Raw genomic sequence first — 25,739 nt, forward strand, 5'->3', positions numbered from 1 at the left:
GGCGCGCATGAACGACTTCGGCAGTTTCGACTACATCATCGTCGGCGCAGGTTCCGCGGGCTGCGTGCTCGCGAATCGCTTGTCCGCGGACGGCCGGCACCGCGTGCTGCTGCTGGAAGCCGGCGGCCGCGACTGGAATCCATGGATCCACGTTCCGCTCGGCTACGGCAAGCTGTTCAACGACGCCTCGGTGAACTGGCTGTATCAGACCGAACCGCAGCAGCACTTGAACGGCCGGCGCATCAGCCAGCCGCGCGGCAAGGTGCTCGGCGGATCGAGCTCGATCAACGGCCTGGTCTACATTCGCGGCCAGCGCGAGGACTTCGACGGCTGGCGCGACGAAGGCAATCCCGGCTGGGGCTACGACGACGTGCTGCCGTACTTCAAGCGCGCAGAAGACCAGCAGCGTGGGGCCGACGACTATCACGGCGTCGGCGGCCCGCAGGCGGTATCGGACCAGACCGAGCCGCACGAGCTCTGCGACGCCTTCGTCGCGGCCGGCGAGCAGGTGGGCCTGCCGTTCAATCCGGACTTCAACGGGGCGCGCCAGGAAGGTGTCGGCTACTTCCAGACCACTTCGCGTCGCGGGCGTCGTTGCAGCACCGCCACGGGTTACCTGAAGCCGGCGCGCAAGCGGCCGAACCTGCACGTCGAAACGCGGGCGATGACGACGCGGCTACTGCTCGAAGGCAAGCGCGTGGTCGGCGTGGAGTTTCGTGACCGCGGCGGCCAGCTGCGTACGGTGAAGGCGGCTCGCGAAGTGCTGTTGTCGGCCGGCGCGATCAACTCGCCGCAGTTGCTGATGCTGTCCGGAATTGGCTCTGGGCAAAACTTGAAGCGCTTCGAGTTGGAGGTTGCTCACGAATTGCCGGGTGTCGGCGAGCATCTGCAGGATCACGCGCAGGTGCGGACCACTTATCGCTGCACGCGTCCGATCACGCTCAACGACGACATGGCGAGCCTCTGGCGCCAGCTCTGGATCGGCCTGCGCTACGTGTTCCTGCGCAAGGGGCCGCTGACGGTCAGCGCGGGCTACGGTGGAGCGTTCTATCGCACGCGGCCCGAGCTCACGCGGCCCGACGTGCAGATTCACTTCATCACCTTCAGCACCAACAAGATGGGCGATGCGCTCGATCCCTGGTCGGGCTTCACCGCCTCGGTCTGCCAGCTGCGCCCCGAAAGCCGCGGCAGCCTGCGCCTCGCGTCGCCCGATCCGTACGCCGCACCGCTGATCGATCCGAATTACTTCGACACCGAGACCGATCGCCGGGCCAACGTCGACGGCCTGCGCGAGCTGCGCCGCATCATGGGCGCGCCGGCGATGGCGGCGATGATCGAATCCGAAATCGAGTCCGGCGTGAATCGCACCGACGATGCCTCGCTGCTCGAATACTGCCGCGAGCGCGCCGCCTCGATCTATCACCCGAGCTCGACCGCGCGCATGGGCAACGGCCCGCTCGACGTCGTCGATGCGCGCCTGCGCGTGCACGGCCTGGCGGGTCTGCGCGTGGTCGACGCTTCGATCATGCCGGCGGTGGTCTCGGGCAACTGCAATGCGGCCGTCGTCATGATTGCCGAGAAGGCGGCCGACATGATTCTAGAGGACGCGCATCGGCCGCTCTGAGGCACGGCATCGCCGCGAACAGGTGCCCATTCCATAACTTGAACTAAATGGGATACTATTAGTTGCATCGATAGCCGATCTGGTGATCGTGCAGCGCCGGTCGACGATGAAACCGGCGCCACCCATGCGAGGAGAATCCGATGTCCCCCCCGTTCGTGCGCTACGAAAAGAACGGCGCCACCGTGACGTTGACGATGGACCGCGCCGAGTCGCGCAATGCCATCGCCACGCATCAGGACTGCGCCGATCTGGTCGCCGCGGTTCAGCGCGCCCAGGACGATGCGAGCGTGAGCTGCGTGATCCTGACCGGCGCGGGCAGCGCGTTCTCGGCCGGCGGCAATCTCAAGGCGATGAAGGAGCGCAACGGCATCGGCCCGCTCGATGCGCCCGACGCGACGCGCGCCAACTATCGCCGCGGCGTGCAGCCGATCGCGCAGGCACTGTGGAATTGCGAAGTACCGATGATCGCGGCGATCAACGGCCACGCCATCGGCCTCGGTCTCGATCTGGCCTGCCTCTGCGATATCCGCATCGTCGCCGAAGGCGCCAAGCTCGCCTCGAGCTTCATCAAGATGGGCATCGTGCCGGGCGACGGCGGCGCCTGGATCCTGCCACGCGCGGTCGGCCTGTCGAAGGCTGCCGAAATGATTTTCACGGGCGACACCATCAGTGCGGCCGAAGCGCTCGCGCATGGCCTCGTCTCGCAGGTGCTGCCGGCCGATCAGCTGCTCGGTGCCGCCAACGCGCTCGCCGAGCGCATCGTCTGCAATCCGGCCAAGGCGCTGCGCTTGTCGAAGCGCCTGCTGCGCGAAGGCCAGCAGCAGCGTCTGTCCGACGTGCTCGAACTTTCCGCAGCCTTCCAGGCACTCGCGCACGAAACGCGCGATCACGCCGAAGCCGTCGACGCCTTTCTCGAAAAACGCTCGCCTGTCTTCACGGGCAAGTGACACCAACGTCCAGCAGGAACGAACATGACCGACAAGCTCATCATCAAGAAAGAAGGCCCGATCGGCTACATGATCTTCAACAATCCCGAGAAGCTCAACGCGATCTCGCTGGATATGTGGGAAGGCATGAGCACCGGCATGAAGCAGCTCGAAGCCGATGACGAGGTCAAGGTCATCGTCATCAAGGGCTCGGGCGAAAAGGCTTTCATCGCGGGTGCCGACGTCTCCAAGTACGAAGAAGAGCGCATGGGCGACAACGCCCAGGAGCATTACGCGCAGACCGGCTGGGAAGGCATGATGGCGGTCTACAACAGCAGCAAGACCACGATCGCCGCAATCAACGGTTACTGCTACGGCGGCGGCATTTCGGTCGCGGTCTGCTGCGACATTCGCTACGGCTCATCGACGACGCAGGTCGCGCAGCCGGCGCTGCGTTACGGCATCGGCTATCGCTACAAATCGCTGCGCCTCGTCGTCGACGTCGTCGGCGCCGCACCGACCAAGGAGCTGCTGCTCGGCGGCGCGGTCTGGAACGCCGACGAATGCTACGACCGCGGCTTCATCTCCAAGGTCGTGCCGGCCGGCGAGGAATTCGACAGCTTCATCAAGAAGACCGCGGAACGTATCGCGGTCGGCGCTCCGCTGACGGCCAAGCAGGTCAAGTTCGCGATCAACCAGATCGTGCTCGACCCGGACAAGCGCGATCTCGACAAGGCCGAGGAAATGTTCCTCGCCTGCTATGCGAGCGACGACTACAAGGAAGGCGTGCGCGCGTTCGCCGAGAAGCGCAAGCCGGTCTTCAAGGGCCGCTGAGCCAGATCGAGACTTCGCATGGACCTGCGTTTCACCGACGAAGAGAACGCCTTCCGCGCCGAAGTGCGTGCCTTCATCCGCGCCAAGCTGCCGGCCGACATTCACGCGAAGATGCTCGAGCATCGTTCGCTGAGCAAAGAAGACGTCGTCAGCTGGCAGCGCATCCTCAATGCGCGCGGCTGGGCCACACCGAGCTGGCCTAAGGCCTGGGGCGGGCCGGGTTGGGATGCGGTGCAGCGCTATATCTTCCTCGACGAACTGCACCAGGCGCCGGCACCCGAGCCCGTGAGCTTCAACGTATCGATGATCGGCCCGGTCATCGGCACTTTCGGCAGCGACGAGCAGAAGCAGCGCCTGCTGCCGCGCATCGCCAATCTCGACGACTGGTGGTGCCAGGGCTTTTCGGAACCCGGCGCGGGCTCCGATCTCGCGGCGCTGTCGACTTCGGCGGTGCGCGAGGGCGACGACTACGTCGTCAACGGAACCAAGATGTGGCAGGGCATGGGCCATCGCGCGGACTGGATGTTCACGCTCGTGCGCACCGATCCGACCGCGAAGAAGCAGGCCGGCATCACCTTCCTGCTGATCGACATGAAGTCGCCGGGCTTGTCAGTGCAGCCCATCATCACGATCGACGGACGCCACGAGGTCAATTCGGTGTTCCTCGACAACGTGCGCGTTCCGGTCGCGAATCGGGTCGGCGACGAGAACAAGGGCTGGGACATCGCCAAGTTCCTGCTCGGCAACGAGCGCACGGGCATCGCGCGCATCGGCATGTCCAAGCATCTGCTGAGGCGCGCGAAGAAGATCGCCGCCGAGACGGGTGCCGACGATGCGGATTTCAGGCTGCGCTGCGCCGAGATCGAAGTGGAACTCAAGGCGCTCGAGATCACGCAGATGCGCGTGCTCGCGGGCATGAAGGAGCACAGCGAGAAGCCCGATCCGCGTTCGTCGATCCTCAAGGTACGCGGCGTCGACCTGCGTCAGTCCGCCTCGGAACTTATGCTGCGCGCAGCCGGGCCGTATGCGCTGCCGACAGAAGGCGAGTACGACGAACCGAACCCCGATGCGCCGCTGGCCGGCAGCACCTGGGGCAGCACGATCGCGCCGGTCTACTACATCCTGCGCGCGGCCTCGATCTACGGCGGAGCGACCGAGGTGCAGAAGAACATCCTCGCCCAGTCCGTGCTCGGCCTGCCGAAATAACCAGCGCTCAAGAGTCTGCGATGGACTTCAATTTCAACGAAGAGCAGGGCCTGTTCAAGGACGCGATCGACAAGTTCGTCGCCAAGCAGTACGGCTTCGAGCAGCGTCGCAAGTATCAGGCTGAGTCCGAAGGTTTCAGTCGCGCCATCTGGGCGCAGTTCGCCGATCAGGGCTTTCTCGCGATGCCGTTCGACCCTGCTTACGGTGGGCTCGGTTACGGCGCAGTCGAGACGATGATCGTGATGGAGGCGATGGGCCGCGGGCTCGTCGTCGAGCCTTATCTGGCCAGCGTCGTGCTCTGTGGCAGTGCGCTCAGCGCGTGCGGCAATGCCTCGTTGCTCGAGTCTCACGTACCTGCCATCGCGAGCGGCGAAGCGGTGTTCGCGTTCGCCCATTCGGAGCGCCAGTCCCGCTATCGCCTGTCCGATGTCGGCCTGCGTGCGATGCGCACGAATGAAGGCTATGTGCTGAGCGGCGAGAAGACCGGCGTGCTGAACGGCAACGCGGCGGATCGTTTCATCGTCAGCGCGCGCACCTCGGGCGAGCGCCAGGATGCGCGGGGCATCAGCCTGTTCGTCGTCGATGCGCAGTCGGCTGGCCTGAAGCGTCGCAGTTATCGCACGCAGGACGGTTTGATGGCGGCTGATCTGCGGTTCGACGGCGTCTCGGTGAGTGAAGCCGATCTCGTCGGCACGCTCGATCAGGGCCTGTCGCTCGTCGAGCGCGTTTCCGATTGCGCGATCGCGGCGCTTGCCGCCGAGGGCGCCGGCATCATGCAGGCCACGCTCGATCTGACCGTCGACTATCTCAAGCAGCGCAACCAGTTCGGCGGTCCGATCGGACGCTTCCAGGCCTTGCAGCATCGCGCGGCCGAAATGCTCATCGAGCTCGAGCAGACGCGCAGCATGGCCTGCTACGCGGCGCTGATGCTCGACGAGCCCGATTGGGTCGAGCGCCGCAAGGCGCTGTCGGCGGTCAAGGCGCAGATCGGCAAGGCCGGTCGCATCGTCGGCCAGCTCGCGATCCAGTTGCACGGTGGCATCGGGGTGACCGAGGAATACGCGGTGGGCCATTACTTCCGTCGACTGTCGATGATCGAAACGAGCTTTGGTGACAGCGCCTGGCACTTGCAGCGCGTTGCCGATGCGGGCGGATTCGTTTCGGCCGAACTGACCTGAGCACGCACATGCATTTCCGACACGATCCCGAAGACGAAGGCTTTCGCGAAGAAGTGCGCGCCTTCCTGCGCGCAAAGCTTCCGGCCGACGTTGCGGAACGCAACCGACGCGGCTTTCATCCGACCAAGGAGGACGAGCTCTGGTGGACGAGCGTGCTCTACGAGCGCGGCTGGTCGGCTCCGCACTGGCCGGTCGAATACGGTGGTACCGGCTGGTCGCCGTTGCGTCGTTTCATCTTCGAAGAAGAGTGCTTTCTCGCCGGCGCTCCGCCGACCTGCGCGGCCGGTTTTTCGCTGCTCGGCCCGGTGCTCTATACCTACGGCAACGACGATCAGAAGCAGCGCTTCCTCGAGCCGACGCGGCGCGGAGACATCTTCTGGGGACAGCTGTTCTCGGAGCCGAACGCCGGCTCCGATCTCGCCTCGCTGAAAACCACCGCGGTGCTCGATGGCGACCATTACGTCGTCAACGGCCAGAAGACCTGGACTACCGAAGGCCACTACGCCGACTGGCTATTCTGTCTCGTGCGGACCGATACGGAAAGCAAGCCGCAGCGCGGCATCTCGTTCCTGATCATCGATGCGAAGGCGCCCGGCGTGACCGTGCGTCCGATCATCTCGCTCGACGAATCGCACAGCCTCAACGAGACCTTCCTCGACAATGTGCGCGTTCCGGTCGCGAATCGCATCGGTGAGGAGAACAAGGGCTGGTCGTACGCCAAGCTGCTGCTCGAGCACGAGCGCGCTTTCTCGGCCGAAGTGCCGCGCAACAAGCGGCTCATGGCCCAGCTCAAGCAGATCGCGAAGACCCAGCGCAGCGGGTCGGAACGCCTCATCGACGATCCGGTGTTCTCGGCGCGCATCGCCGAGGCCGAGATCGAACTGCGGGCGCTCGAATGGCTCACCTTGCGTGCGCTCGCCGACATGGATCACGGCGCCGATCCGACCAAGCCGGTCGGCTCGGTGCTCAAGGTTCGCGGCTCCGAGCTGATCCAGAAGCTCGGTGCGCTGATTGTCGAAGCGCTCGGCGAGCATGGACAGACCTACTATCCGGAACACGGTTTCGAGTCGCTGCCGGGCCCGATCGAGGCCCCCGGCCAGGTCGCCGATTTTCTCTATCGCCGCGCGGTCACGATCTACGGCGGCACCAATGAAATCCAGCGCAATCTGATTGCGCGCGGCCTGCTCGGACTCTGAGTCATGGACTTCACTCTCGGCGAAGAACAGACGATGTTGCAGGACAGCGTGCGCCGCTACGCGGAGCGCGACTGCGAACTCGAAACACGACGCGCGCTGATCGCCGCAGGTGGCTTCGAGGTCAAGCGCTGGAGCGCGGTCGCCGAAATGGGCTGGCTCGCGGCCGGACTGCCGGAGGAGCAGGGCGGTTTCGGCGGCGGCCTCGTCGACGAGGCCGTGCTGCTCGAAGAAATCGGCCGCGGCATCGTGCCCGAACCAGTGCTCGCCTGCGGTCTGCTGCCGGCGCGCCTGCTCGCTCGGCATGAAGACTTGCTTGCGTCGCTGCTGTCCGGCGAGGTCGTTTACGCAGTCGCGCACGGCGAAGCCGATGCGCGCGGACGCGCGCTCTGGGTCGAGACGCGCGCCGAACGCAGCGGCGCCGCGGGTTACAGGCTCGATGGCCGCAAGACGCGGGTGCTCGGCGGCTCGGCGGCACAGCGTTTCCTGGTTTCCGCCCGCTTCGATGGTGTGGCAGACGCGAGCGATGGACTCGGCCTGTTTCTGGTCGAGCGCGGTAGCGCGGGGTTGCGCGTGCATGACTATCGGCTCGTCGACGGAACGCCGGCCTGCGATCTCGAATTCGATGCGCTCGAACTCGAAAGCACGGCGCTGCTCGATAACCAGGCCGGCCCAGCGCTGATCGGCGTGCTCGAAGCCGGCGCCATCGGCGCTTGCGCCGAAATGGTTGGCGCAATGGAGCAGGCCATCTGGATCGCACGCGATTACCTGCGAACCCGCAAGCAGTTTGGCGTGGTCATCGGCAGTTTCCAGGCGCTGCAGCATCGCATGGCCGATTGCTACATGGCGCTCGAACAGGCGCGTTCGATGCTGTATCGCGCGCTGTCGTTCGTCGATGGCGATGAAAATGCGCGTGCCGTCGCGATCAGCGCCGCGAAGGCGCAGGTCGGCCGCAGCGCTCAATTCGTGGCCGCGCAAGCCGTGCAGCTGCACGGCGGCATCGGCGTGACCGACGAATACGTCATCGGCCACTACTTCAAGCGCCTGCTCGTGCTCGAAGCCGCCTACGGCAACAGCGCGTTTCATCTCGGCGTGGTCGCTCGCAGCCTGCGTGAAGCGGCCTAGGAGCTCGCATGTACGAACACTACGAAAGCCTGAAGATCGAGCGTCGCGACCACGTGCTCGTAGTGACGCTCGACAATCCGCCGACCAACGCGGCCGACCTCGGTACGCACCGCGAGCTGTCGACGATCTTTGAAGACATCGCGCGAGACGAGCAGACGCGTGTCGTCATCGTCACGGGCGCGGGCAAGCGTGCGTTCTCGGCCGGCGGTGACATCGATGTGATGCTGCAGCAGATCGCCGAGCCCGAGGGGCGCCGCGTGCAGATGGCCGAAGGTATTCGCATGCTGCACTCGCTGCTCGCGCTCGAGAAGCCACTGATCGCGCGCATCAACGGCCATGCGATCGGCTTCGGAGCGACGCTCGCGGTGTTCTCGGACATCAGCTACGCCGTCGAGACCGCGAAGATCGCCGATCCGCATGTCGGCGTCGGCCTGACGGCTGGCGACGGTGGCGCGCTGATGTGGCCTCTGCTGATCGGCTACGCGCGCGCCAAGGAATTGCTGCTGACCGGTGACGCGCTCAACGCGAAGGAGGCGGCCGCGATCGGCCTCATCACGCGCGCCTACCCGAGCATCGAAGCGCTCGACGAGGCCACCTACGCGATGGCCGACCGGCTCGCGAGCGGAGCGACCCGCGCGATCAATTCGACCAAGGCCGCGATCAATCTCGTGCTGCGCAAGCAGATCGAGTCTCTGATCGAATCGCATATCGGTTTCGAATTCATGAGCGCCTTCAGCGAGGATCATCGCGAGGCCGCGATGGCGTTCAAGGACAAGCGCAAACCGCAGTTCACCGGGCGCTGAGCAGGCACTGCTGCAACGGAATCAACACGAGGCATCCATGGCTTCCATCGCACTCAAGGGCATTCGCGTACTCGATCTTTCGCGCGTGCTCGCCGCCCCGCTCGCGACGCAGTTGCTCGCCGATCTCGGCGCCGAGGTCATCAAGGTCGAGCGTCCGGGTAGCGGCGACGAGGCACGCACCTATGGCCCTCCGTTCCTGAAGACGAGCGAAGGCGAGACCACCGACATCGCTGCGTTCTATCTGGCCTGCAACCGCAACAAGCAGTCGATCACGATCAATCACGCGGTGCCCGAAGGTCAGGCGCTGATCCGCCAGCTCGTTGCGCAATCCGACGTGCTTGTCGAGAACTTCCGCGGCGGCGTGCTGAAGAAGTACGGGCTCGATTACGCGAGCCTGCGCGAGATCAACCCGCGCCTGATCTATCTATCGGTCACCGGCTTCGGCCAGACCGGGCCTTACAGCCATCGTCCGGGTTACGACGGCATCTTCCAGGCGATGGGCGGGCTCATGAGCGTGAGCGGCCATCCGAACGAGCCGATGAAAGTCGGCATCAGCATGGTCGACATCCTCACGAGCTTCTATGGCGCGACCGCGATCCTCGCGGCTCTGCGCCATCGCGACGCGACCGGCGAAGGGCAGCATATCGACCTCGCACTGCTCGATTGCGGGCTCGCCTCGCTTTCGCATTTCGCGATGAACTACCTGGTGTCCGGCACGGTGCCGACGCGTCGCGGCAACGGGGGTTTCGGCGGCATTCCGTCGCAGGCCTTCCAGTGCAGCGACAAGCCGCTGTTCATCGTCGCCGGCAACAACGCGCAGTTCAGCGCGTTCTGTCGCGTGGCCGGACGCATGGACATCTTCGAAGATCCGCGCTTCAACTCGACGGCCGGACGCATCGCCAATCGCGAGTTGATCCTTCCGATCCTCGATGAAGTCTTCAAGACCAGGACGCGTGACGAATGGCTCGAGCTGCTCGACGAGGCCGATATTCCCGCGAGCCCGGTCAACGAGCTGCCCGACGTGTTCGACAATCCGCAGATCCAGCATCGCGGCATGCTCGCCGAAACCGAGCATGCGCTGGCCGGCGCGATCAAGATTCTGGCCAATCCGATCCAGTTCTCGGCGACGCCGATCGGCGATTACGCCGCGCCGCCGCTGATGGGCGAGCACACCGATGCAATCCTGGCCGGCAAGCTCGGCTTGCGGGCTGGCGAGCTGGCGGATTTGCGTGCGAAGGGCGTGATTTGATGGGGCAGCATGCCTGCCTTCTCGATTGGTATTGCGTTGTGTCCCTTCAATCCGGGCGTGGCAGTTGCCCCACGTAGCTTGCCTGCGGTGACCGCCGGGGCGACTGCCGCATTTCTTCCTGTGCATGCGCGATCCAGCCCAGCGCTCGGCCGATCATCCCGATGGCGAGCTCGTTGCCCCTCATTCCTAGCATGTGGCCCAGGAACAGGAGCGGAATGATGACTCCTGGCGCGCGCCCTGTCAGTTCAGTGGTCAGATTGAGCGCACGCATCAGGCGCTCGAACTCGGGCTCACCCTTGAACACTTGTTTGCTTGCGCTCATCAGGGCATCCGCGCGAGCGTCGCCTTGCTGATGGTTGGGCAAGGGCTCGAACCCGGGAATTTTCTCGGCCAACCGAATGCGGCCAATCACGGCTTCTTCGGGATGGTTTGATGAAGTGACTTCGGCGATGAATCGGCGCACGGCATCTACTCTGTTGAATCGAATCGACTGCCCGCCTCCTGCGACCATCCCCACGATCACCGCACCATAGGCCGTCACCCCCGTAATGGCCGCAGCTCTGACGGCTCGTGTCGTGTCGCAGAATTGCTGATCCGCTACGAGAATCATCGCGCGCCGTACAAGATCGGCGATCGCGTCTGATTTAGTCGTAGCCGATGCGACAACCTGGTGGATCGGATCGGCAGACGGCTCGCTCCGGTTGAACAGAAGGGCGGTCAGCCAGCGGACGGCATCGGCTCCTGCTTGTGCGAATCCTGCCGCCGAAGTGTCGAACGCCCTTGGATTGGCTCGCTCGAGCAAAGGCAGGAGAGCGAGCGCGCGGTCCATGGGAAGCGCAGACGACAGGCTCGCCAGAATTTTCTTTTGATGTGGCGCCGGCTTTGGTAGGCGACCAGAGAATATTTCGGCTGTATCCGCTTGCCATAAAAGCCCCGCAACGGATTCGAGGGATTCGGTTTCGGCAAGTCCGATCACGCTTCGCCCCCGATAGTAGGTGCCGTCTTCGGTCAGAAGAGTGATCGCGGTCTGGCGTGCCTCGGAGCCGGAATCGGTTCGTGTGCCGCCCTTCGTCGCCAGAGCGATGACGTCGGCGCGCCAGTAACGGCTGGACCGTGAATCCGGAGCCTGAAACGACCGCAGCTTCTTCCGACTCACATAAGCGTAGAGCGTTGCAGGTGACACGCCCAACATCGCAGCGGCTTCGCTGGCGGAAAGGTAAAGATCGTTGCTCATGTGGTATGGCTTTTATGTTGATTGTGTAAATCAATATTGAGTCAACGGGAGTCTATTTCAGTTTCAGGAAGAAATGAAATTCATCCGATCGGGGCAGGGGTGGACACTGTCATGCTGCAATAAGGCCAGTATTTTATTGGTATGAGCTTGTCATTGATGCTGGATGCAGGTTTGAGGTACGGCGCCGAAAATTGTCTATTGATCGTTTCTATCAAGATTGACGATGGTAAAGCGCTACATATCATCTCCTGGCGAAATTCGGCGATAGACGCCGAACGCGGGGAGAGAAAATAAATGCGTACTGCGATATCAGCTGCTGTCTATGCTTTGGGCGCTTTCACTCTGATTGCCGCCCCTGAAGGCTACACCCAGGTTCCGGATCAGACGCCGACCACCGCCGACTCCGTCGACCTGACGTCCGACGGTGAACCGGCCGGCATCGAAGAGATCGTCGTAACGGGATCGCGCATTTCGCGCCGCGATTACACGTCCGACACGCCAATCACGACGATCAGCGAGGAGTCGATTGCGTCCGCCGGTGCGCCCACATTGGAGGCGAGCCTCAATCAGCTGCCTCAGGTGGCGGCATCGGCCGGAGCACAAGCCAGTCTGTTCTCTCGCGCCGGTCAGGCCAGCATCAATCTGCGTGGCCTGGGTCAACAGCGCACCTTGGTTCTCGTCAACGGACGGCGCATGCAGCCGTCCGGAAACGACGGCAGCGTCGACTTGAATGTCATTCCGAGCTCACTGATCGAGAGTGTCGAAGTGATCACGGGCGGCGCCTCCGCCACCTATGGATCGGACGCGGTGGCGGGCGTCGTCAACCTGAAGCTGAAGAAGCACTTCAACGGAATCGAGCTCGACGTAGGGGCAGGCGAGACCGCCAAAGGTGACGGTGAAAACCAGAGCGTGTCGCTGACGATCGGTTCCGACTTCGCCGAGGATCGTGGCAACGCTTATCTGTCTCTGAGCTACGCAAATCGCGACTCGATTGCGTTTCGCGATCGCGACTATCTGCGGGGGCAGGCTTACTCGAGCAATTCACCGGGCGGGCTGATCGCGGTATCGGCTGCCAACCTTCCCACTCAGGATACCGTGAACGATGTCTTCACTCGCTATGGTGTCGCCGCGGGAACCGTGGGGCGCACCTCGGTGTTGTCGCTGAACCCTGATGGCACGCTGTTTCTGAATGCTGGCGCCGTGAACTTCAGAGGTCCGCAAAGCTCTCTTCAGAGCATCTACAACAACACCGTGTTGTCGGCGACCGGTGATTATTTTCTTGCCCAGGTACCGCTCGAGCGCCATTCGATTTTCGGCCATGCCGACTACACGCTCAACGACAAGGTCTCGGTATTCGCCGAGGGTCTTTTCACCAACTACTCGGTGACGACCCAAGCCAATCCGGTGGTGGTGGGGTCGGTTTCCAGCGCGCCCCTGAGTATTCCGGTGACCAACCCGTTCATATCGACGGATCTGGCCCAGATCCTCGCTTCTCGCCCGAATCCGAACGCTCCCTTCAACATTGCCCAGATCATTACGCCGGTGGGCAACCGCATGGAGGAGAACCAGTACAACGTTTATCAGTTGACCGTCGGGGCCGAAGGGCGTCTCAACGTACCGGAGCTGTCCTGGAACGTCTACGGTAGCTACGGGCGAACCGAACTTCTCCAGACCGAGATCAACTTCCCGAGCACGCTTGCCTTGCAACGCCTGGCGAACGCCGCAGACGGTGGGCGTAGTCTGTGTGCCGGCGGCTATGACTTCAATCGCATCGATACGCTTTCGCAGAGCTGCGTCGACTACATCCGTCGCACGGCTCGCAATACCACAGCGCTCGAACAGAAGGTCGTCGAGGCCACGGTGCAACGTCGACTTTTGACTGTGCCCGCGGGCGAAGTCCGTTTTGTCCTGGGTGCCGATTACCGTAGCAACACCTACGACTACACGCCCGACGCGCTGATCCAGACCGGTGAATTGGCGAACTATCTTCCGATCATGCCGTCGAGCGGAAAGGCGACCGTTCGCGAATTCTTCGGCGAACTTCTGATTCCGGTTCTGACGGATGTTCCGTTCGCTCAGGATGTTTCACTCGATCTGGGTTATCGCCATTCCGATTACGACACGGTCGGTGGCGTCGATACTTACCGGGCCGACGGCTATTGGAAAGTCAACGACATCATCGGTTTTCGCGGCGGTTATGCCCGGGCGGTACGGGCACCCAGTGTCGGCGATCTTTTTGCCGCTTCCGCCAATGGACTGACCGCCCTCGGCACGCCGGGCCCGATCGGATCGGGAGATCCCTGCGATGTCCGCGGCGCCTATCGCGCAGCCAGTTCTCCGAACGCCGATCAGGTTCGCGCACTCTGCCTGGAGCAGGGCGTTCCAGCCGCGGTGATCGACACCTTTACCAATACGGTCAGCCGCACGCCGTACACGACGGCCGGCAATACGGAGCTCAAGCCGGAAGTGGCCGACACCTATTCGGTCGGACTGGTGCTCAAATCGCAGTTGCAGAATGAATGGCTTTCTCGCCTCACTGCATCGGTTGACTACTACAACATCAAACTGGATGGAGCGATCGGCATGGTGACCAATACCGTTGCCGCGACACAGTGCTTCAACGCAGGGGCCAATCCCAGCTTTTCGAACAGCAACTACTACTGCGCACTGATCAGCCGCGATCCTTCAACGGGCCTGGCGGTCAACATCGGCAATCCCTTGCTGAATCTGGGCAGCTATTCGACGTCGGGCATCGACTTCCAGACGGACTGGTCTCTGCCTCTCGGGGCAGTGGGCTTGGGGGACTCTGCCGGTACGATCAGCCTCGGCGTGGTGGTCAATTACCTCGATACCTTCAAGATCCAGACCCTGCCCACCAGTCCCAAGCTGGAATATGCCGGCACCCTGGGCAATACGCAGGTCGATTTCTTCGCGACCGCCCATCCCGAATGGAAGGGTAGCGTCAATGCCGGCTGGCGGATCGGCCCCGTACAGTCCTTCCTCAAGTGGCGCTACATCGGTGAAATGGCCAATGCCAACAACGTCGGAACCGGCGGTGTCGCGCATGGCGTCCCCAGCGTGAGTTATTTCGACCTGGATTTCACCTGGGATGTAAGCGATACGCTGCAACTGCGGACGGGCGCCGTGAACATCACCGACAAGGAACCGCCGGTGCTGAACGACAGCCTCATCGGACAAGCGCGCTCCGATCTCTACACCTATGACCTGGCAGGCCGCCGGTTCTACGTGTCTCTCAAGGCGCGTTTCTAGTCTTCCGCAAGCGGTCGATGGTGACCGCCCGCCGAATCACCGCTCCTTTTCAGTCCTGGTCTCCAATGAACCTTAGTCGTCGCGCCTTCATCGAATCGCTTGGTTCCGTTGCGCTGAGCGCCGTCGCGGCACCCGTCTCTGCAGGGGAACGGACCGCGGTTCCCCATTCCGCCGGAACCGAGCGGCCGCGATCCAGGGCGCCGGCTCATGCCTGTGACGCGCATCTTCATATTGCCGACGCTCGTTTCCGGCGCGACTTTCCCCAGCGGTTCGGCGGAGCCACGTTCAACGACTATCGGAAGCTGCAGCAGCGCATCGGCGTTTCCCGCGCGGTGATCGTGCAGACCAAGATTCATGGCGTGGATCACGCATGCCTGCTCGATGCGCTGAAGCAGCTCGGACCCAATGGGCGTGGCATTGGGGTCGTGATGCCCGAGGTTGACCAGGCCGAGCTGCTTCGCCTCGATGCAGGTGGGGTTCGAGGTCTCAGGTTCAGTGTCTGGAATCCGGCCGACGCCTTCACGACGCTGGACATGGTCGAGCCGCTCGCTCGCCGTATCGCCGATCTCGGCTGGCACGTGCAGATTCATGCGATGGCAGATCAGATCGTCGATGCGGCCCCCCTGCTGAATCGGCTGCCCTGTCCGATCGTGTTCGATCACATGGGCAGGCTACCTCCAACCCAAGGGGCGGATCATCCGGCTTTCGGTGTGATCTGCAGGCTGATGGACCAGCGCAAAGCGTGGGTGAAACTGACCGGGGCCTACCTGAACACGACTCAGGGACCGCCCGATTATCCAGACGCCACGCGCATCGCCCGCGCCTTCGTGGCGCAGGCCCCGGATCGTCTCGTCTGGGGCAGCGACTGGCCGCATGCGACCGAAGCGACACCACCGGACGATGCGCGGCTTTTCGATCTCCTCGGCGTCTGGGCCGGCGACGAGGCGACACGTTCGCGCATCCTGGTCGACAATCCGGTTCGCCTCTACGGCTTCGCCCGAGCGGATGCGGCATGAGCCAGTCCCTGCTCGCCGGTCTGGGATACGGCATGGTTGCCGTGTTCATGACCTTGATCATGACCAAGCGTGCTTCTGCGGTGGTCGCGCTGATCGCGGTTCCCATCGTGTTCGCGCTGGTCTCGGGGTTTGGCGCGGATCTGGGCGGCATGATCATGAAGGGCGTGCTCGCCCTGGCACCCACGGCCGTAGTGCTGTTATTCGCTGTGCTCTACTTCGGCATCATGATCGATGCGGGGCTGTTCGACCCGATGGTCCGCGCGGTAGTTCGGGCCGTCGGCAACGATCCGCGCAGGGTTACCGTCGGTAGCGCCCTGGTGGCCTTGCTGGTTTCGCTGGATGGTGATGGCGCCACCACGGCGCTCGTGACCGTTACCGCCTTCCTGCCGATCTATCGCCGGCTCGGAATCAACCCGTTGATTCTCGGCTTGCTGCTCGGGGCCGCCAACGGACTGATCAACATCGTCCCCTGGGGAGGCCCGACGCCACGCGTGGCCGCGGCTCTCCGGGTCGACGTCAACGACATCTTTCTGCCCCTGCTCCCCGCGATCCTGATAAGCGCGGCAGGAGTTCTCGCACTGGCCTGGTATCTCGGTGCCAAAGAACGCCGTCGCCTGGGGGGCGTGGCGGAACTTGCTCCCATCGAGGGCTTCGGAGGCGCGCGCGACGAGGGAGCCGGCCTGGAACGCCCGCAATTCTTCTGGCTCAACCTGATCATCACGCTGGCGGTTCTCGCCGCTGCCGTCGCGCACATCCTGCCGTTGCCGGTTGTTTTCATGATCGGGCTCGTGATCGCCCTTGCCCTGAACTACCCGCAGGTCGGAATCCAGCGCATCCGCATCGCCGCTCACGGCGCCAACGTGCTGCCGATCATTCTTCTGGTTTTCGCCGCCGCGGTGTTCACCGGCATTCTGGACGGGACTGGAATGGTCAAGGCGATGGGCGCCAGCTTCGTCGGCGTGGTCCCGCCATCGATGGGACGTCATCTCGCCGTCATTACGGCAGTCGCCAGCGGACCGCTGACGTTCGTGATGTCCAACGATGCTTATTACTTCGGCATCGTGCCGGTGATCGCCGAGGCTGCCGCGCACTACGGCGTCAGCGCCGCCGAGATCGGGCGCGCCTGCCTGCTAGGGCAGAACTTGCATGCGTTGAGCCCGCTGGTCGCGGCCGTCTATCTGGTCGTCGGCCTGCTCGATGTCGAGATCGGAGCCATGCAGCGCTTTGCACTGAAGTGGGCGGCGGCGCTTGCAGCCTTGCTGGTCCTATCCGCCGTCGTCACCGGCGCGATCCCTTTCACCGCTTCGGGTCACCCACAGCATTCCAATCAAGGATCGTTCATTGAACACTGAAAAATCAGCTGTCGTCGTCGTGCCGGTCGGTGCATTGGGGGCCGGCATCAAGTTCGAGCATCTCGAAGCGGGTCTCGCTGCGGGTGCGCATGCCATGGCGATGGATGCGGGTTCGACCGATAGTGGTCCTGCTGCGCTCGCCACCGGCTTGTCCAAGTACAGCCGGGATGCGGTCAAAAGCGATCTGAAGTTGCTCGTCGCCGCGCAGGCCAAATGGAAGGTGCCCTTGCTGGTCGGATCCTGCGGGACATCCGGTTGCGACATGGCTGTCGATTGGACTCTAGGGATCGTGCTTGAAATCTGCGAGGAGCTGAAGCTGGCGCCGAGGATCGCAACCCTTTATTCGGAACAGCAGCGCGGTGTGATCAGCGACCGCCTGGCGCAGGGGCGGGTTCGACCGCTGGCTCCGTCCGTTGAACTCGGCGAAGCGGTGATCGAGTCCTGCGAACACATCGTCGCACTGATGGGGCCTGAGCCCTACATCGCCGCTCTGGAGGCCGGTGCCGAGATCGTGCTCGGAGGACGCACGACCGACACCGCCGTGATCGCTGCGGTGCCCATCATGCGAGGTGCGGGGGCCGGCCCCGCATGGCATGCCGGCAAGATCGCCGAGTGCGGCGGACTTTGCACGACGAACCCGTTCGAGGGTGGAGTCGTGATTCGCGTCGAACAAGATGCCTTCGAGATCGAGCCGTTGAGCGCGACGAATCGCTGCACCCCGTACAGTGTCTCGGCGCACATGCTCTACGAGAACAGCGACCCGTATCTCCTGCACGAGCCCGGCGGAGTTCTCGACGTCACGCAGGCCAGATACGAGCCCATAAATGACCGCATCGTGCGAGTCACCGGTTCCAGGTTCATCGAAAAGCCCTACACGATGAAACTGGAAGGCGCGGCCAACGGCCCGTTCCAGACCATGATGCTGATCGGAATCACAGACCCCCAGGTTCTGGCTCAGATAGACAGCTTCCTGGCCAACATGCACGCCACCTTGATCGAACGAGTGGACGCTGTTCTGGGCGAGGCCGCCGGCCAGTACGACATTTCGTTGCGCCCATACGGGTGGAATGCGGTTTCCGGACTGCCCGTGCGCGACCAATGGCCGACCCGTGAGCTTGGCCTTCTGCTGATCGCGACAGCCGGAACTCAAGAACTTGCGCTGCAAATCGCCAAGATCTGCAACCCGTATTTCTTCCACTTTCCCCTGCGGCGCGACAAGGAATTGCCGAGCTACGGTTTCACCTTCTCACCGGCGGAAATCCAATTGGGACGGAGCTACGAGTTTGTTCTGAATCACATCGTGGAAACCGTTGACGGACTCGAACTCGTACGCATGGCGTACTGGCCTTGAATGGAAAAAATGGAGCGCTCCCACATGCCCAAGCTTAATGATGTCTGCCGCTACGTGCGTTCGAAAGCAGCCGGACCATTCTGGATCACGGTCGATCTGTTCTTTGACGGCCCAGAATCCTTCGATGCCCACAAAGACAAGGCAGGCTTGACGGTCGACAGTATCGCCAAGCGGCTTCATCTGCGTCCGGAGACCGTCAAACGCATCGAGGTGCCGGAGCTGGCAGTGATCAAGTTCTCTTATCCGAGGACGCACGCTCAGGGCGGGGTGTTCGAACGAGACATGCACGGGGGACAACAGTTCGCGCCATTGCTCGATATCGATCTTTGATGTCGTCTGGCTGTCTTACGCAAACGCGGTCACACACGGGTTCGGTCGGGATCGGTGTCGACCCGGCGGCGCGGGGCAGCATATTGCACCGCTGGATATTACGGGGGCACCGGAGCCGATGGAGGCGGATTGCCCGGCAACGTGCGGTCTTCGTCGGACCAGCCTCATCGACAAGAGCCCATGGATCAATTGACTTTGAGCCCCGAACTGCTGTTGAGCATTGCGCAGATCGTCTTCATCGACATTCTGCTGGGCGGCGATAACGCTGTTGTCATTGCGCTCGCCTGCCGCAAGCTATCGCCCGAACTGCGAAACAAAGGCATTTTTTGGGGCCTTTTCGGGGCTATCGCCCTGCGCATGCTGCTGATCTTCTTCGCGCTGCAATTGCTGGCGTTGCCGTTCCTGAAGATCATCGGTTCGCTGCTGCTGTTCTGGATCGGCATCAAGCTGCTCGCGACCGACGACGAAGACGGACATACCGACATCGTGGGCCGATCCCATCTGCTCGGTGCGATTCGCACTGTGATCGTCGCAGACGCGGTCATGAGCATCGACAACGTCATCGCCATCGCTGGCGCCGCGAATGGTCACATCGGTCTGGTTGCCTTCGGTATCATCATCAGCGTTCCGATCATCGTGTGGGGCAGCAAACTTGTGCTCGCGCTGATGGATCGCTTCCCATTGGTGATGGTCTTTGGTAGCGCCTTGCTCGGCTGGGTCGGCGGAGCATTGTGGCTGGGTGATGCCTATTTGGCCCCGCGCCTCGGCGAACCGCCGCAGTGGGCCCATCTTGGCTCGGCGGCGATCGGGGCGGTGCTCGTAGTGGCCATCGGAAAACTACTCGCGCAGCATCGCGGCGGATCGTGAGGGGCAGCGCTTCGATGCGCTGGCCCTGCTCTCGTCTAGAGAATCGTCCGAGGACCCTGAATGGCTCGCGGCTGACGTCGGTGCGTCACCGAGCCGGCATCTCTCTCCCTATTCGATTCAAGACAGCGATCCGAGCTGCAGATCCAGCATCTCTTGCAGCCATTCGAAGTGCTCGCGCGCGATGCGCTGAGCCTTGGCTTCGTCGCGCCCGATTACGGCTTGCGAGAGCTTGGCATGACGCTGACGCAGCAGCTCGGCGATCGACGCGGGTACTTTCGCTTCGGGGTCCTGGGTGAGCGACAGCAGAATGCGCAGCAGCAGCGACAGCGCACGATTGCCGCATAGCGTGCTCAGGTGGCAGTGCCAGTCGACGGCCGCGGCGACCGTCTGCGAGTCGTCGGCCTGGGCGAGCCGCTTGCCGAGCCGATCGAGCCCGATCATTTCGTCCTCGGTGGCGCGCGTGATCGCGAAGCTGATCGCGCCGGCTTCGAGCACGCTGCGCATGTCGAGATAGTGCGACTGCTTGAGGTGCGCCCGACGCAGATAACGCTTGGCCGAATCGATGGTGTACGTCGCATCGGGCCGCCCGATCATGAGGCCGCCGCCGCGCCCGCGACGCGGCCGCGCGATGCCGTGCATTTCGAGCAGGCGAATCGCTTCGCGCCAGATCGAGCGGCTCACGCCGAAGCGATCCATGAGTTCGGCTTCGGCGCCGAAGCGCTCGTCGGGCCAGCCGCGCGCGGCGACGTCCTGCGCGAGCGCGAGCGCGAGGCGCTGGGCGAGCTTGTCGTCGCTGTCCGGCCTCGACGTCTTGAACCACTCGTCGACCCGCGTGCGCCGGCGACGGCTTTCGATGAACTGCGAAACCTTGATCGATCGCGCGGAGAAGGCTTCGGCGGCCTTGCGCGAGGCGGCTTCGTCGCCGCGCACGATCGCCTCGACGAGCTCGCGCAGGATGTCGTTGACCAGGTGCATCTCGCGATCGCGCAATTCGGGCGATCCGAGCTCCGACGGCAGGATGTCGAGCGTCCAGTCGCTCAGCGCGGACGAGAACAGGCTGATCACCGGGTTGGCCGCGAGTTCGGCGATCGCCGTCGGCAGCGCCAGGTGCCGGCGCGCGATTTCGCGCGGAACCGTCGATCCGCGATCGAGGTCGGCGCTCAGCTGGCGCAGGCGGGCCGCGCTGATGTCGTCCGAGCGGCGGCTCGCTTCGACGGCCGCTTCGATGTCGATGAGTGCGCGCGCCTCGACGATCTCGCTCCAGCCGATGTCGCTGAACTCCAGATGCGCGGTGATCGCGTGCACGGCGGTCTGTGAGGCGACGGCTTCGATCACGAGCCCGCCGCCGCCGCCACCACCGCCGCGGCGCATGCGTGCGACGCCGTGGCGTTCGAGCTGGCGGATGGCGTTGCGCAAGGTTTCGCGGCTCACGCCGTACTGCGCCATCAGCACCGGTTCCGTGCCGAGCGATGCCCCTGGCTGCAGCTGTTCGAGTTCGATGCGCTGCTCGATCGCAGCGACCAGCAGTTCGGCCCGCTTCGGCGGTTTTGCGGCGGCGTCGTTCAAGTGCTGTGCAGGAGGGAAGGTTGGATTTAACGAAAGTGTAGGGAAACTCACAGCCGAAAGCAGCGTGCCGGAGGCTTGACCGGACTTTTTAAATAGGACACTATCGATTCATGCAGCAACCTCGAAAGGGGCCCCACCATCGATCGAGCGCCGCAGCGAAGCGGGCCGCAAACAGGCAGGAGGAGAAGTAGACATGGGTGATTTCGTATTCAGCATGGACGCGCACGTCATCGAGCCGAAGACGCTGTTCGCCGAGCGCCTGCCGCAGGCCATGAAGGATCGCGGCCCGCGCACCGAGAAGAAGGACGGCTTCCTCAACATCATCTGCGACAACAAGATCGTCCATCGCATGAACATGGGCGACGGCTATCACGGCCAGGAACGCCACGGTGGTGTGCTGCCGGATCTCAACCCACGCTTGAAGGACATGGCGCAGGACGGTATCGACGCCGAAGTGATCTATCCGACCGCCGGTGGCGTGCCGTACCTCGTCGAAGATCCGGAGCTCAAGCTCGCTTGCGTCCAGATCTACAACGACTGGTGCCTCGAAACCTTCAAGCCGCACCCGAACCGCTTCGTGCCGACCGCGCTGCTGCCGCTGGCTCCGGGCACCGTCGCGCAGGCCGTGGCCGAGCTCGAGCGCTGCGCCAAGATGGGTTATCGCTCGGCGCTGGTGCCCTGCGTGCTGCCCGAGGGCCTCAAGTACAACAGCGCCGAACTCGACCCGCTGTGGGCCGTTGCGCAGGAAGCCGGCATTCCGATCTCCTGGCACGTCGGCACCGGTTCGTCGCCGGTCTACGAGCGCGGCCCGGGCGGCGCGGTGATCAACTACGTGGAAGTGGGCAACTCGGCGCAGCGCGCGGTGTTCCAGATGGTCTGCGGCGGCACGCTCGACCGCTTCCCGAACCTGCAGATGGTGACGGTGGAAGCCGGCGCATCGTGGCTTGCCTTCCTTTGCGAGCGCATGGACGAGGTCTACAACGCGCATCAGTTCTACGTGAAGCCCAAGCTGTCGATGATGCCGAGCGAGTTCGTGAAGCGTCAGGTCAGCTGCACCTTCCAGTTCGATCGCGCCTGCATCATGTCGCGCGCGGTCACCGGCGTGCGTCCGCTCATGTGGGCTGCGGATTATCCGCACCTCGAAGGCACTTTCCCGCATTCGAAGAAAGTCATCGACGGCATCTTCGAGGGCATCGAGATTTCGGCCGAAGACCGCGCCGCGATCCTCGGCGGCAACGCGGCGCGCCTCTACAAGGTCGACATCGCCAAGAGCAAGGCCGATTCCGCCGCGATGGCTGCGAAGTTCGCTGCCGCGGCCTGAGCCGAGTTTTCGCTGCACCGCTTCCAACATCATAGATAACGCGTCAGCGGCCGCCGTCAGCAGTGCCGGCGGAGTGTGACCGAGGAGAAGCAACATGAGTATTTCGTTCGCCGCGGCGATGCCCGCAGCCTATAGCCTCGACCTGCCGGAGCCGAGCTCCGACATCGAACAGAACAAGCGCAATCTCGACGAATACGGCCTGGCCGTGCACAAGGGCCTGTTCAATGCCGAACAGGTCGCCGCGATGCTCGCTCGCCTCAAGGAGCAGGCCGAACTCGAGGAGGAGCAGGGCGTGGCCCAGCTCAGCGATCAGAGCTCGACGAGCAAGACCTGGATCGGCCGCGCGAGCGATGGCGAGGCGCCGCCGTGCTGGCAGGGCATTCCGATGCTCGTCAACAAGGGGCGCATCTTCATCGATCTGGGCGTGATGAACCCGGTGCTGCACCAGTACGCGAATCACTGTTTCAAGAACTATCCGATGCTGCTGTCGGGCATGACCGGGCTCATCGTCAAGAAGGGCGCGACGCCGATGGTCATTCACACCGACCAGCAGTTCGTGCCGTTCCCGACGCCGACGCCGGTGTATCTGAACATGATGGTCTGCCTGACCGATTTCACCGAAGAAATGGGGGCGACGCGCGTGGTGCCGCGCAGTCACAAGTGGGGCGTGTATCCGCGCACTGCGCTGGGCCCGAACGGTACGCCGATCAATCCGGATCCGATCAACACCGTGCCGGTATGCTGCAAGGCCGGTGACGTGATCCTGTTCGAAAGCCGCACCTGGCATCAGTCCGGCGAATCGAGCTCGGACACGGTGCGTTACTCGTTCACGCTGCTCTGGAGCCAGTCGTGGATGCGCCCGATGGACGACATCGTGCAAAGCCTGCATCAGGACGTCTACGAATCGCTGCCCAAGGAAGTGCTCTCGCTGCTGGGCTTCCGTGTCGACGCCGCGGGCCGCTTCGAGCCGCGCCACCCGGGCGATCGCCAGTCGCTCAATCGCGGCATGCCGTTCGTGCCCGAGCTCACGCGCGGCGGAACCAAGAAGGCGGTTCCGTTCGGCAATCTCAAGGCCGGCCGCACCTACGGCTACGACGACGACCAGCACAAGAAGCACGTTTGATCGAAGCGGTTTCCTTCGATGTTCCTCTCTCCCGCGAGCGGGAGAGAGTCCCCGCGCAGCGGGGGAGAGAGGGGCCGTCCGAAAAGTGCGCGCACCTTCCAAGCAGCCCTCTCCCAGTCCTTCGGACCACCCTCTCCCGCAGGCGGGAGAGGGGACTGCAGGCATCGAATGTGCTCCGCGGTGTCGTAGACGTTTCTCTCTCCCGCTTGCGGGAGAGAGTCCCCGCGCAGCGGGGGAGAGAGGGGCCGCCCGAAAAGTGCGCGCACTTTCCAAGCAGCCCTCTCCCGGTCCTTCGGCTCACCCTCTCCCGCAGGCGGGAGAGGGAACTGCAGGCATCGATCATGTCCCGCGGTTTCCGTTGACGTTCCTCTCTCGCTGCAAGAAGAGGATTTCCGCGGTCGAGCGCCGCGTCGCCGGGTTGCGCGTGTATCGCTAACCGAGCGTCAGCTCCAGCATCGCCTTGCGCACCGGCTCGACGAGCGACACCGGGCGACGCGTCTGCGGATCGACGAATACGTGCACGAAGTGCGCGACCGCGGCGGGCTTGTCCTCGCCTTTCTTGAATAGGGCCACTTCATAACGCAGGCTGCTGCCGCCGACGCGTCCGATGCGCAAGCCCGCCTCGACGATCTCGGGAAACGTGATCGGCGCCGAGTAGACGCACTGGCTCTCGATCACCAGACCGATCGCGTTCCAGTGCGGGCCGCGCAGCACCTGCTTCTCGATCAGCATCGCCGTGACCACGGTATCGATGAACGAGTAGTACTGCGCGTTGTTGACGTGGCCGTACGGATCACCGTCCATCCAGCGCGTTGGAATCGAGAGCCAGTAGCGGTAGCGATCGCGCGTTTCGGCGATCTTGTCTGCGGTCTTGTCGGTCATCGGGTCTCTCTTCGATGGTGCGCGCAGTTTAATCCCAGCGCACCGGCAGCTTGGTCTTGCCCCAGTGCATCCACGATTCGAAACGCTCCGGCTCGCCGTCCAGGCGCAGCTTCGGCAGTCGCTCGATCAGCAGGCGCATCGCCACCTTGGCCTCCATGCGCGCAACCGGAGCTCCCATGCAGAAATGAACGCCGTTGCCGAACGACAGGTGCGCGCGCGCCTCGGCGAGCGGGCGATCGATACGGAAGCTCTCGGGGTCGGCGAATCGCTGTGGGTCGCGATTGGCTCCGGTGATGTTGAACATGAGCTTGGTGCGCTCGGGCAATTGCTCGCCGTGCATCGTCACCGGACACAGGCTCGTGCGGAAATGCGCGAGTACCGGCGGGTCGTAGCGCAGGCTTTCTTCGACCGCCGATTCGATCAGCGACGGATTGGCCTTGAGTTGTTCCCAGCGTTCGGGGGCTTGCAGCAATCGCCACATCAGATTGCCGATGAGTCCGGTCGTCGTTTCCTGTCCGCCGGTCAAAAAGGCCAGGCAGACGTTGAGAATCTCTTCTTCGGTCAGCGGCCGTCCCTCGACCTTGGCGACGAGCGAGCGCGAGATGTAGTCGTCGGGCAGCACGTTGCCGAGCAACAGCGGTGAAGGCTCGGCTCCGCTGGCTTCGAGCAGCTTGCGGCGCTCGGCGATGAGCCCGCGGAAATGCGGCAGGATCTGGCCCAGGATGACTTCGAACGATCCGGGCGTCGGATCGTGGAACAGCTGCAGTTGCAGTTCGTCGGCCCAGTGCTTGTAATGCAGATAGTCGCTGCGCTTCGTGCCGAGCATCACGCACATCATCTGCGCGGGCAGCGGCAGGGCGAACTCGTCGTGGAAGTCGCCTGAGTCTTTCTCCAGCATGCGATCGATCAGCTCGCCGGCGATCGTCTCGGCTTCGCGCTCGTAGCGCATGACCGCCTTCGGCAGCAGGCCCGGCTGCATCGCCGCGCGAAACGCCATGTGGAACGGCGGATCGGTCTTGAAGCCGACCTCGCTGATCGTGTCCTTGGCCGCGTTGCCGTACTTGAACGACCACACCGGATTGTCGGCGAGGATGTCGCGCTTGATCTCCTCGTAGTCGCTGGTGATATAGAACTCGTAGTGCTCGCCCTTGTAGTGATGGAAAGGGCAGCGCTCGCGCAGCTCGGAATAGGCCACGCCAGGATCCGCGAGCGTCTTCGCGCTCATCGGGTCGAAGCGATAGGGTTCGCTGCTCATGACGTCTTCCTCCAGAAGAGCGACGACCTCACCG

The 25,739-nt window shown here is 63.5% G+C and carries 21 protein-coding genes; 17 read left to right on the forward strand and 4 right to left on the reverse strand.

The genetic code is table 11. The annotated features are described in order from the left end of the window. The first annotated feature begins 7 nt into the window (after positions 1–7). The 9 genes from AC3WUM_RS03200 (at position 8) to AC3WUM_RS03240 (ending at position 10,138) form a co-directional block, all read left to right on the forward strand. Complete coding sequence (locus AC3WUM_RS03200; RefSeq protein WP_492408654.1) at positions 8–1,624, forward strand: GMC family oxidoreductase; 1,617 nt, start codon at positions 8–10, stop codon at positions 1,622–1,624. A 140-nt stretch (positions 1,625–1,764) separates the two neighbouring features. Beyond that, positions 1,765–2,571: a crotonase/enoyl-CoA hydratase family protein gene (locus AC3WUM_RS03205; RefSeq protein ID WP_492408655.1), complete on the forward strand. Its 807-nt coding sequence runs from the start codon at positions 1,765–1,767 to the stop codon at positions 2,569–2,571. A 24-nt stretch (positions 2,572–2,595) separates the two neighbouring features. Beyond that, the gene (locus tag AC3WUM_RS03210) at positions 2,596–3,384 is read left to right on the forward strand and encodes an enoyl-CoA hydratase (protein ID WP_492408657.1); all 789 of its coding nucleotides are present in this window, start codon (positions 2,596–2,598) and stop codon (positions 3,382–3,384) included. Positions 3,385–3,402: 18 nt separating this feature from the next. Further along, complete coding sequence (locus AC3WUM_RS03215) at positions 3,403–4,590, forward strand: acyl-CoA dehydrogenase family protein (protein WP_492408658.1); 1,188 nt, start codon at positions 3,403–3,405, stop codon at positions 4,588–4,590. A 20-nt stretch (positions 4,591–4,610) separates the two neighbouring features. Then, positions 4,611–5,768, forward strand: a complete 1,158-nt coding sequence (locus tag AC3WUM_RS03220) for an acyl-CoA dehydrogenase family protein (RefSeq protein WP_492408659.1) — start codon at positions 4,611–4,613, stop codon at positions 5,766–5,768. A gap of 8 nt (positions 5,769–5,776) precedes the next feature. Next, entirely contained in the window at positions 5,777–6,964 is a 1,188-nt protein-coding gene (locus tag AC3WUM_RS03225; RefSeq protein ID WP_492408661.1) for an acyl-CoA dehydrogenase family protein, read from the forward strand. Positions 6,965–6,967: 3 nt separating this feature from the next. Then, the gene (locus AC3WUM_RS03230) at positions 6,968–8,086 is read left to right on the forward strand and encodes an acyl-CoA dehydrogenase family protein (RefSeq protein ID WP_492408662.1); all 1,119 of its coding nucleotides are present in this window, start codon (positions 6,968–6,970) and stop codon (positions 8,084–8,086) included. Between the two features lie 8 nt (positions 8,087–8,094). Then, positions 8,095–8,889 (forward strand): enoyl-CoA hydratase/isomerase family protein, encoded by a 795-nt coding sequence (locus AC3WUM_RS03235; protein WP_492408663.1) that lies wholly within the window; start codon positions 8,095–8,097, stop codon positions 8,887–8,889. Positions 8,890–8,926: 37 nt separating this feature from the next. Continuing rightward, positions 8,927–10,138 carry a CaiB/BaiF CoA transferase family protein gene (locus AC3WUM_RS03240; protein ID WP_492408664.1) on the forward strand — a complete coding sequence of 404 codons (1,212 nt, stop codon included), beginning with the start codon at positions 8,927–8,929 and terminating at the stop codon, positions 10,136–10,138. Positions 10,139–10,184: 46 nt separating this feature from the next. Here AC3WUM_RS03240 and AC3WUM_RS03245 read toward each other — a convergent pair whose 3' ends face one another. Further along, entirely contained in the window at positions 10,185–11,372 is a 1,188-nt protein-coding gene (locus tag AC3WUM_RS03245; protein ID WP_492408665.1) for a citrate synthase, read from the reverse strand. Positions 11,373–11,666: 294 nt separating this feature from the next. Here AC3WUM_RS03245 and AC3WUM_RS03250 point away from each other — a divergent pair, with 294 nt between their 5' ends. From AC3WUM_RS03250 to AC3WUM_RS03275, 6 genes are all read left to right on the forward strand, one after another. Then, on the forward strand, positions 11,667–14,642 hold the full coding sequence (locus AC3WUM_RS03250; RefSeq protein ID WP_492408666.1) for a TonB-dependent receptor domain-containing protein: 2,976 nt from the start codon (positions 11,667–11,669) through the stop codon (positions 14,640–14,642). A gap of 17 nt (positions 14,643–14,659) precedes the next feature. Continuing rightward, positions 14,660–15,658, forward strand: coding sequence for an amidohydrolase family protein (locus tag AC3WUM_RS03255; RefSeq protein WP_492408667.1), 999 nt, complete (start codon positions 14,660–14,662; stop codon positions 15,656–15,658). Further along, the gene (locus AC3WUM_RS03260; RefSeq protein ID WP_492408668.1) at positions 15,655–17,010 is read left to right on the forward strand and encodes a CitMHS family transporter; all 1,356 of its coding nucleotides are present in this window, start codon (positions 15,655–15,657) and stop codon (positions 17,008–17,010) included. The genes AC3WUM_RS03255 and AC3WUM_RS03260 overlap by 4 nt, the downstream gene beginning before the upstream one ends. Next, positions 17,000–18,361, forward strand: coding sequence for an acyclic terpene utilization AtuA family protein (locus AC3WUM_RS03265; RefSeq protein WP_492408669.1), 1,362 nt, complete (start codon positions 17,000–17,002; stop codon positions 18,359–18,361). The genes AC3WUM_RS03260 and AC3WUM_RS03265 overlap by 11 nt, the downstream gene beginning before the upstream one ends. Before the next feature lie 24 nt (positions 18,362–18,385). After that, on the forward strand, positions 18,386–18,691 hold the full coding sequence (locus tag AC3WUM_RS03270) for a DUF4387 domain-containing protein (RefSeq protein WP_007183886.1): 306 nt from the start codon (positions 18,386–18,388) through the stop codon (positions 18,689–18,691). A gap of 180 nt (positions 18,692–18,871) precedes the next feature. After that, the gene (locus AC3WUM_RS03275) at positions 18,872–19,558 is read left to right on the forward strand and encodes a TerC family protein (RefSeq protein WP_492408670.1); all 687 of its coding nucleotides are present in this window, start codon (positions 18,872–18,874) and stop codon (positions 19,556–19,558) included. 117 nt (positions 19,559–19,675) lie between these two features. Here AC3WUM_RS03275 and AC3WUM_RS03280 read toward each other — a convergent pair whose 3' ends face one another. Continuing rightward, complete coding sequence (locus tag AC3WUM_RS03280) at positions 19,676–21,124, reverse strand: FadR/GntR family transcriptional regulator (RefSeq protein ID WP_492408671.1); 1,449 nt, start codon at positions 21,122–21,124, stop codon at positions 19,676–19,678. 193 nt (positions 21,125–21,317) lie between these two features. Between AC3WUM_RS03280 and AC3WUM_RS03285 the strand changes: the two genes are divergently transcribed. Continuing rightward, complete coding sequence (locus tag AC3WUM_RS03285) at positions 21,318–22,445, forward strand: amidohydrolase family protein (RefSeq protein WP_492408672.1); 1,128 nt, start codon at positions 21,318–21,320, stop codon at positions 22,443–22,445. Between the two features lie 94 nt (positions 22,446–22,539). Then, positions 22,540–23,568 (forward strand): phytanoyl-CoA dioxygenase family protein, encoded by a 1,029-nt coding sequence (locus AC3WUM_RS03290; protein WP_492408673.1) that lies wholly within the window; start codon positions 22,540–22,542, stop codon positions 23,566–23,568. A 432-nt stretch (positions 23,569–24,000) separates the two neighbouring features. Here the strand turns inward: AC3WUM_RS03290 and AC3WUM_RS03295 are convergent, their stop codons facing one another. Then, a complete protein-coding gene (locus AC3WUM_RS03295; RefSeq protein ID WP_492408675.1) occupies positions 24,001–24,450 on the reverse strand; it encodes an acyl-CoA thioesterase in 450 nt (149 codons plus the stop codon). A gap of 28 nt (positions 24,451–24,478) precedes the next feature. Further along, complete coding sequence (locus AC3WUM_RS03300; RefSeq protein ID WP_492408677.1) at positions 24,479–25,705, reverse strand: cytochrome P450; 1,227 nt, start codon at positions 25,703–25,705, stop codon at positions 24,479–24,481. Positions 25,706–25,739 lie beyond the last annotated feature (34 nt).

The sequence above is a fragment of the Hydrocarboniphaga sp. FW305-C-57 genome, from assembly GCF_058783045.1.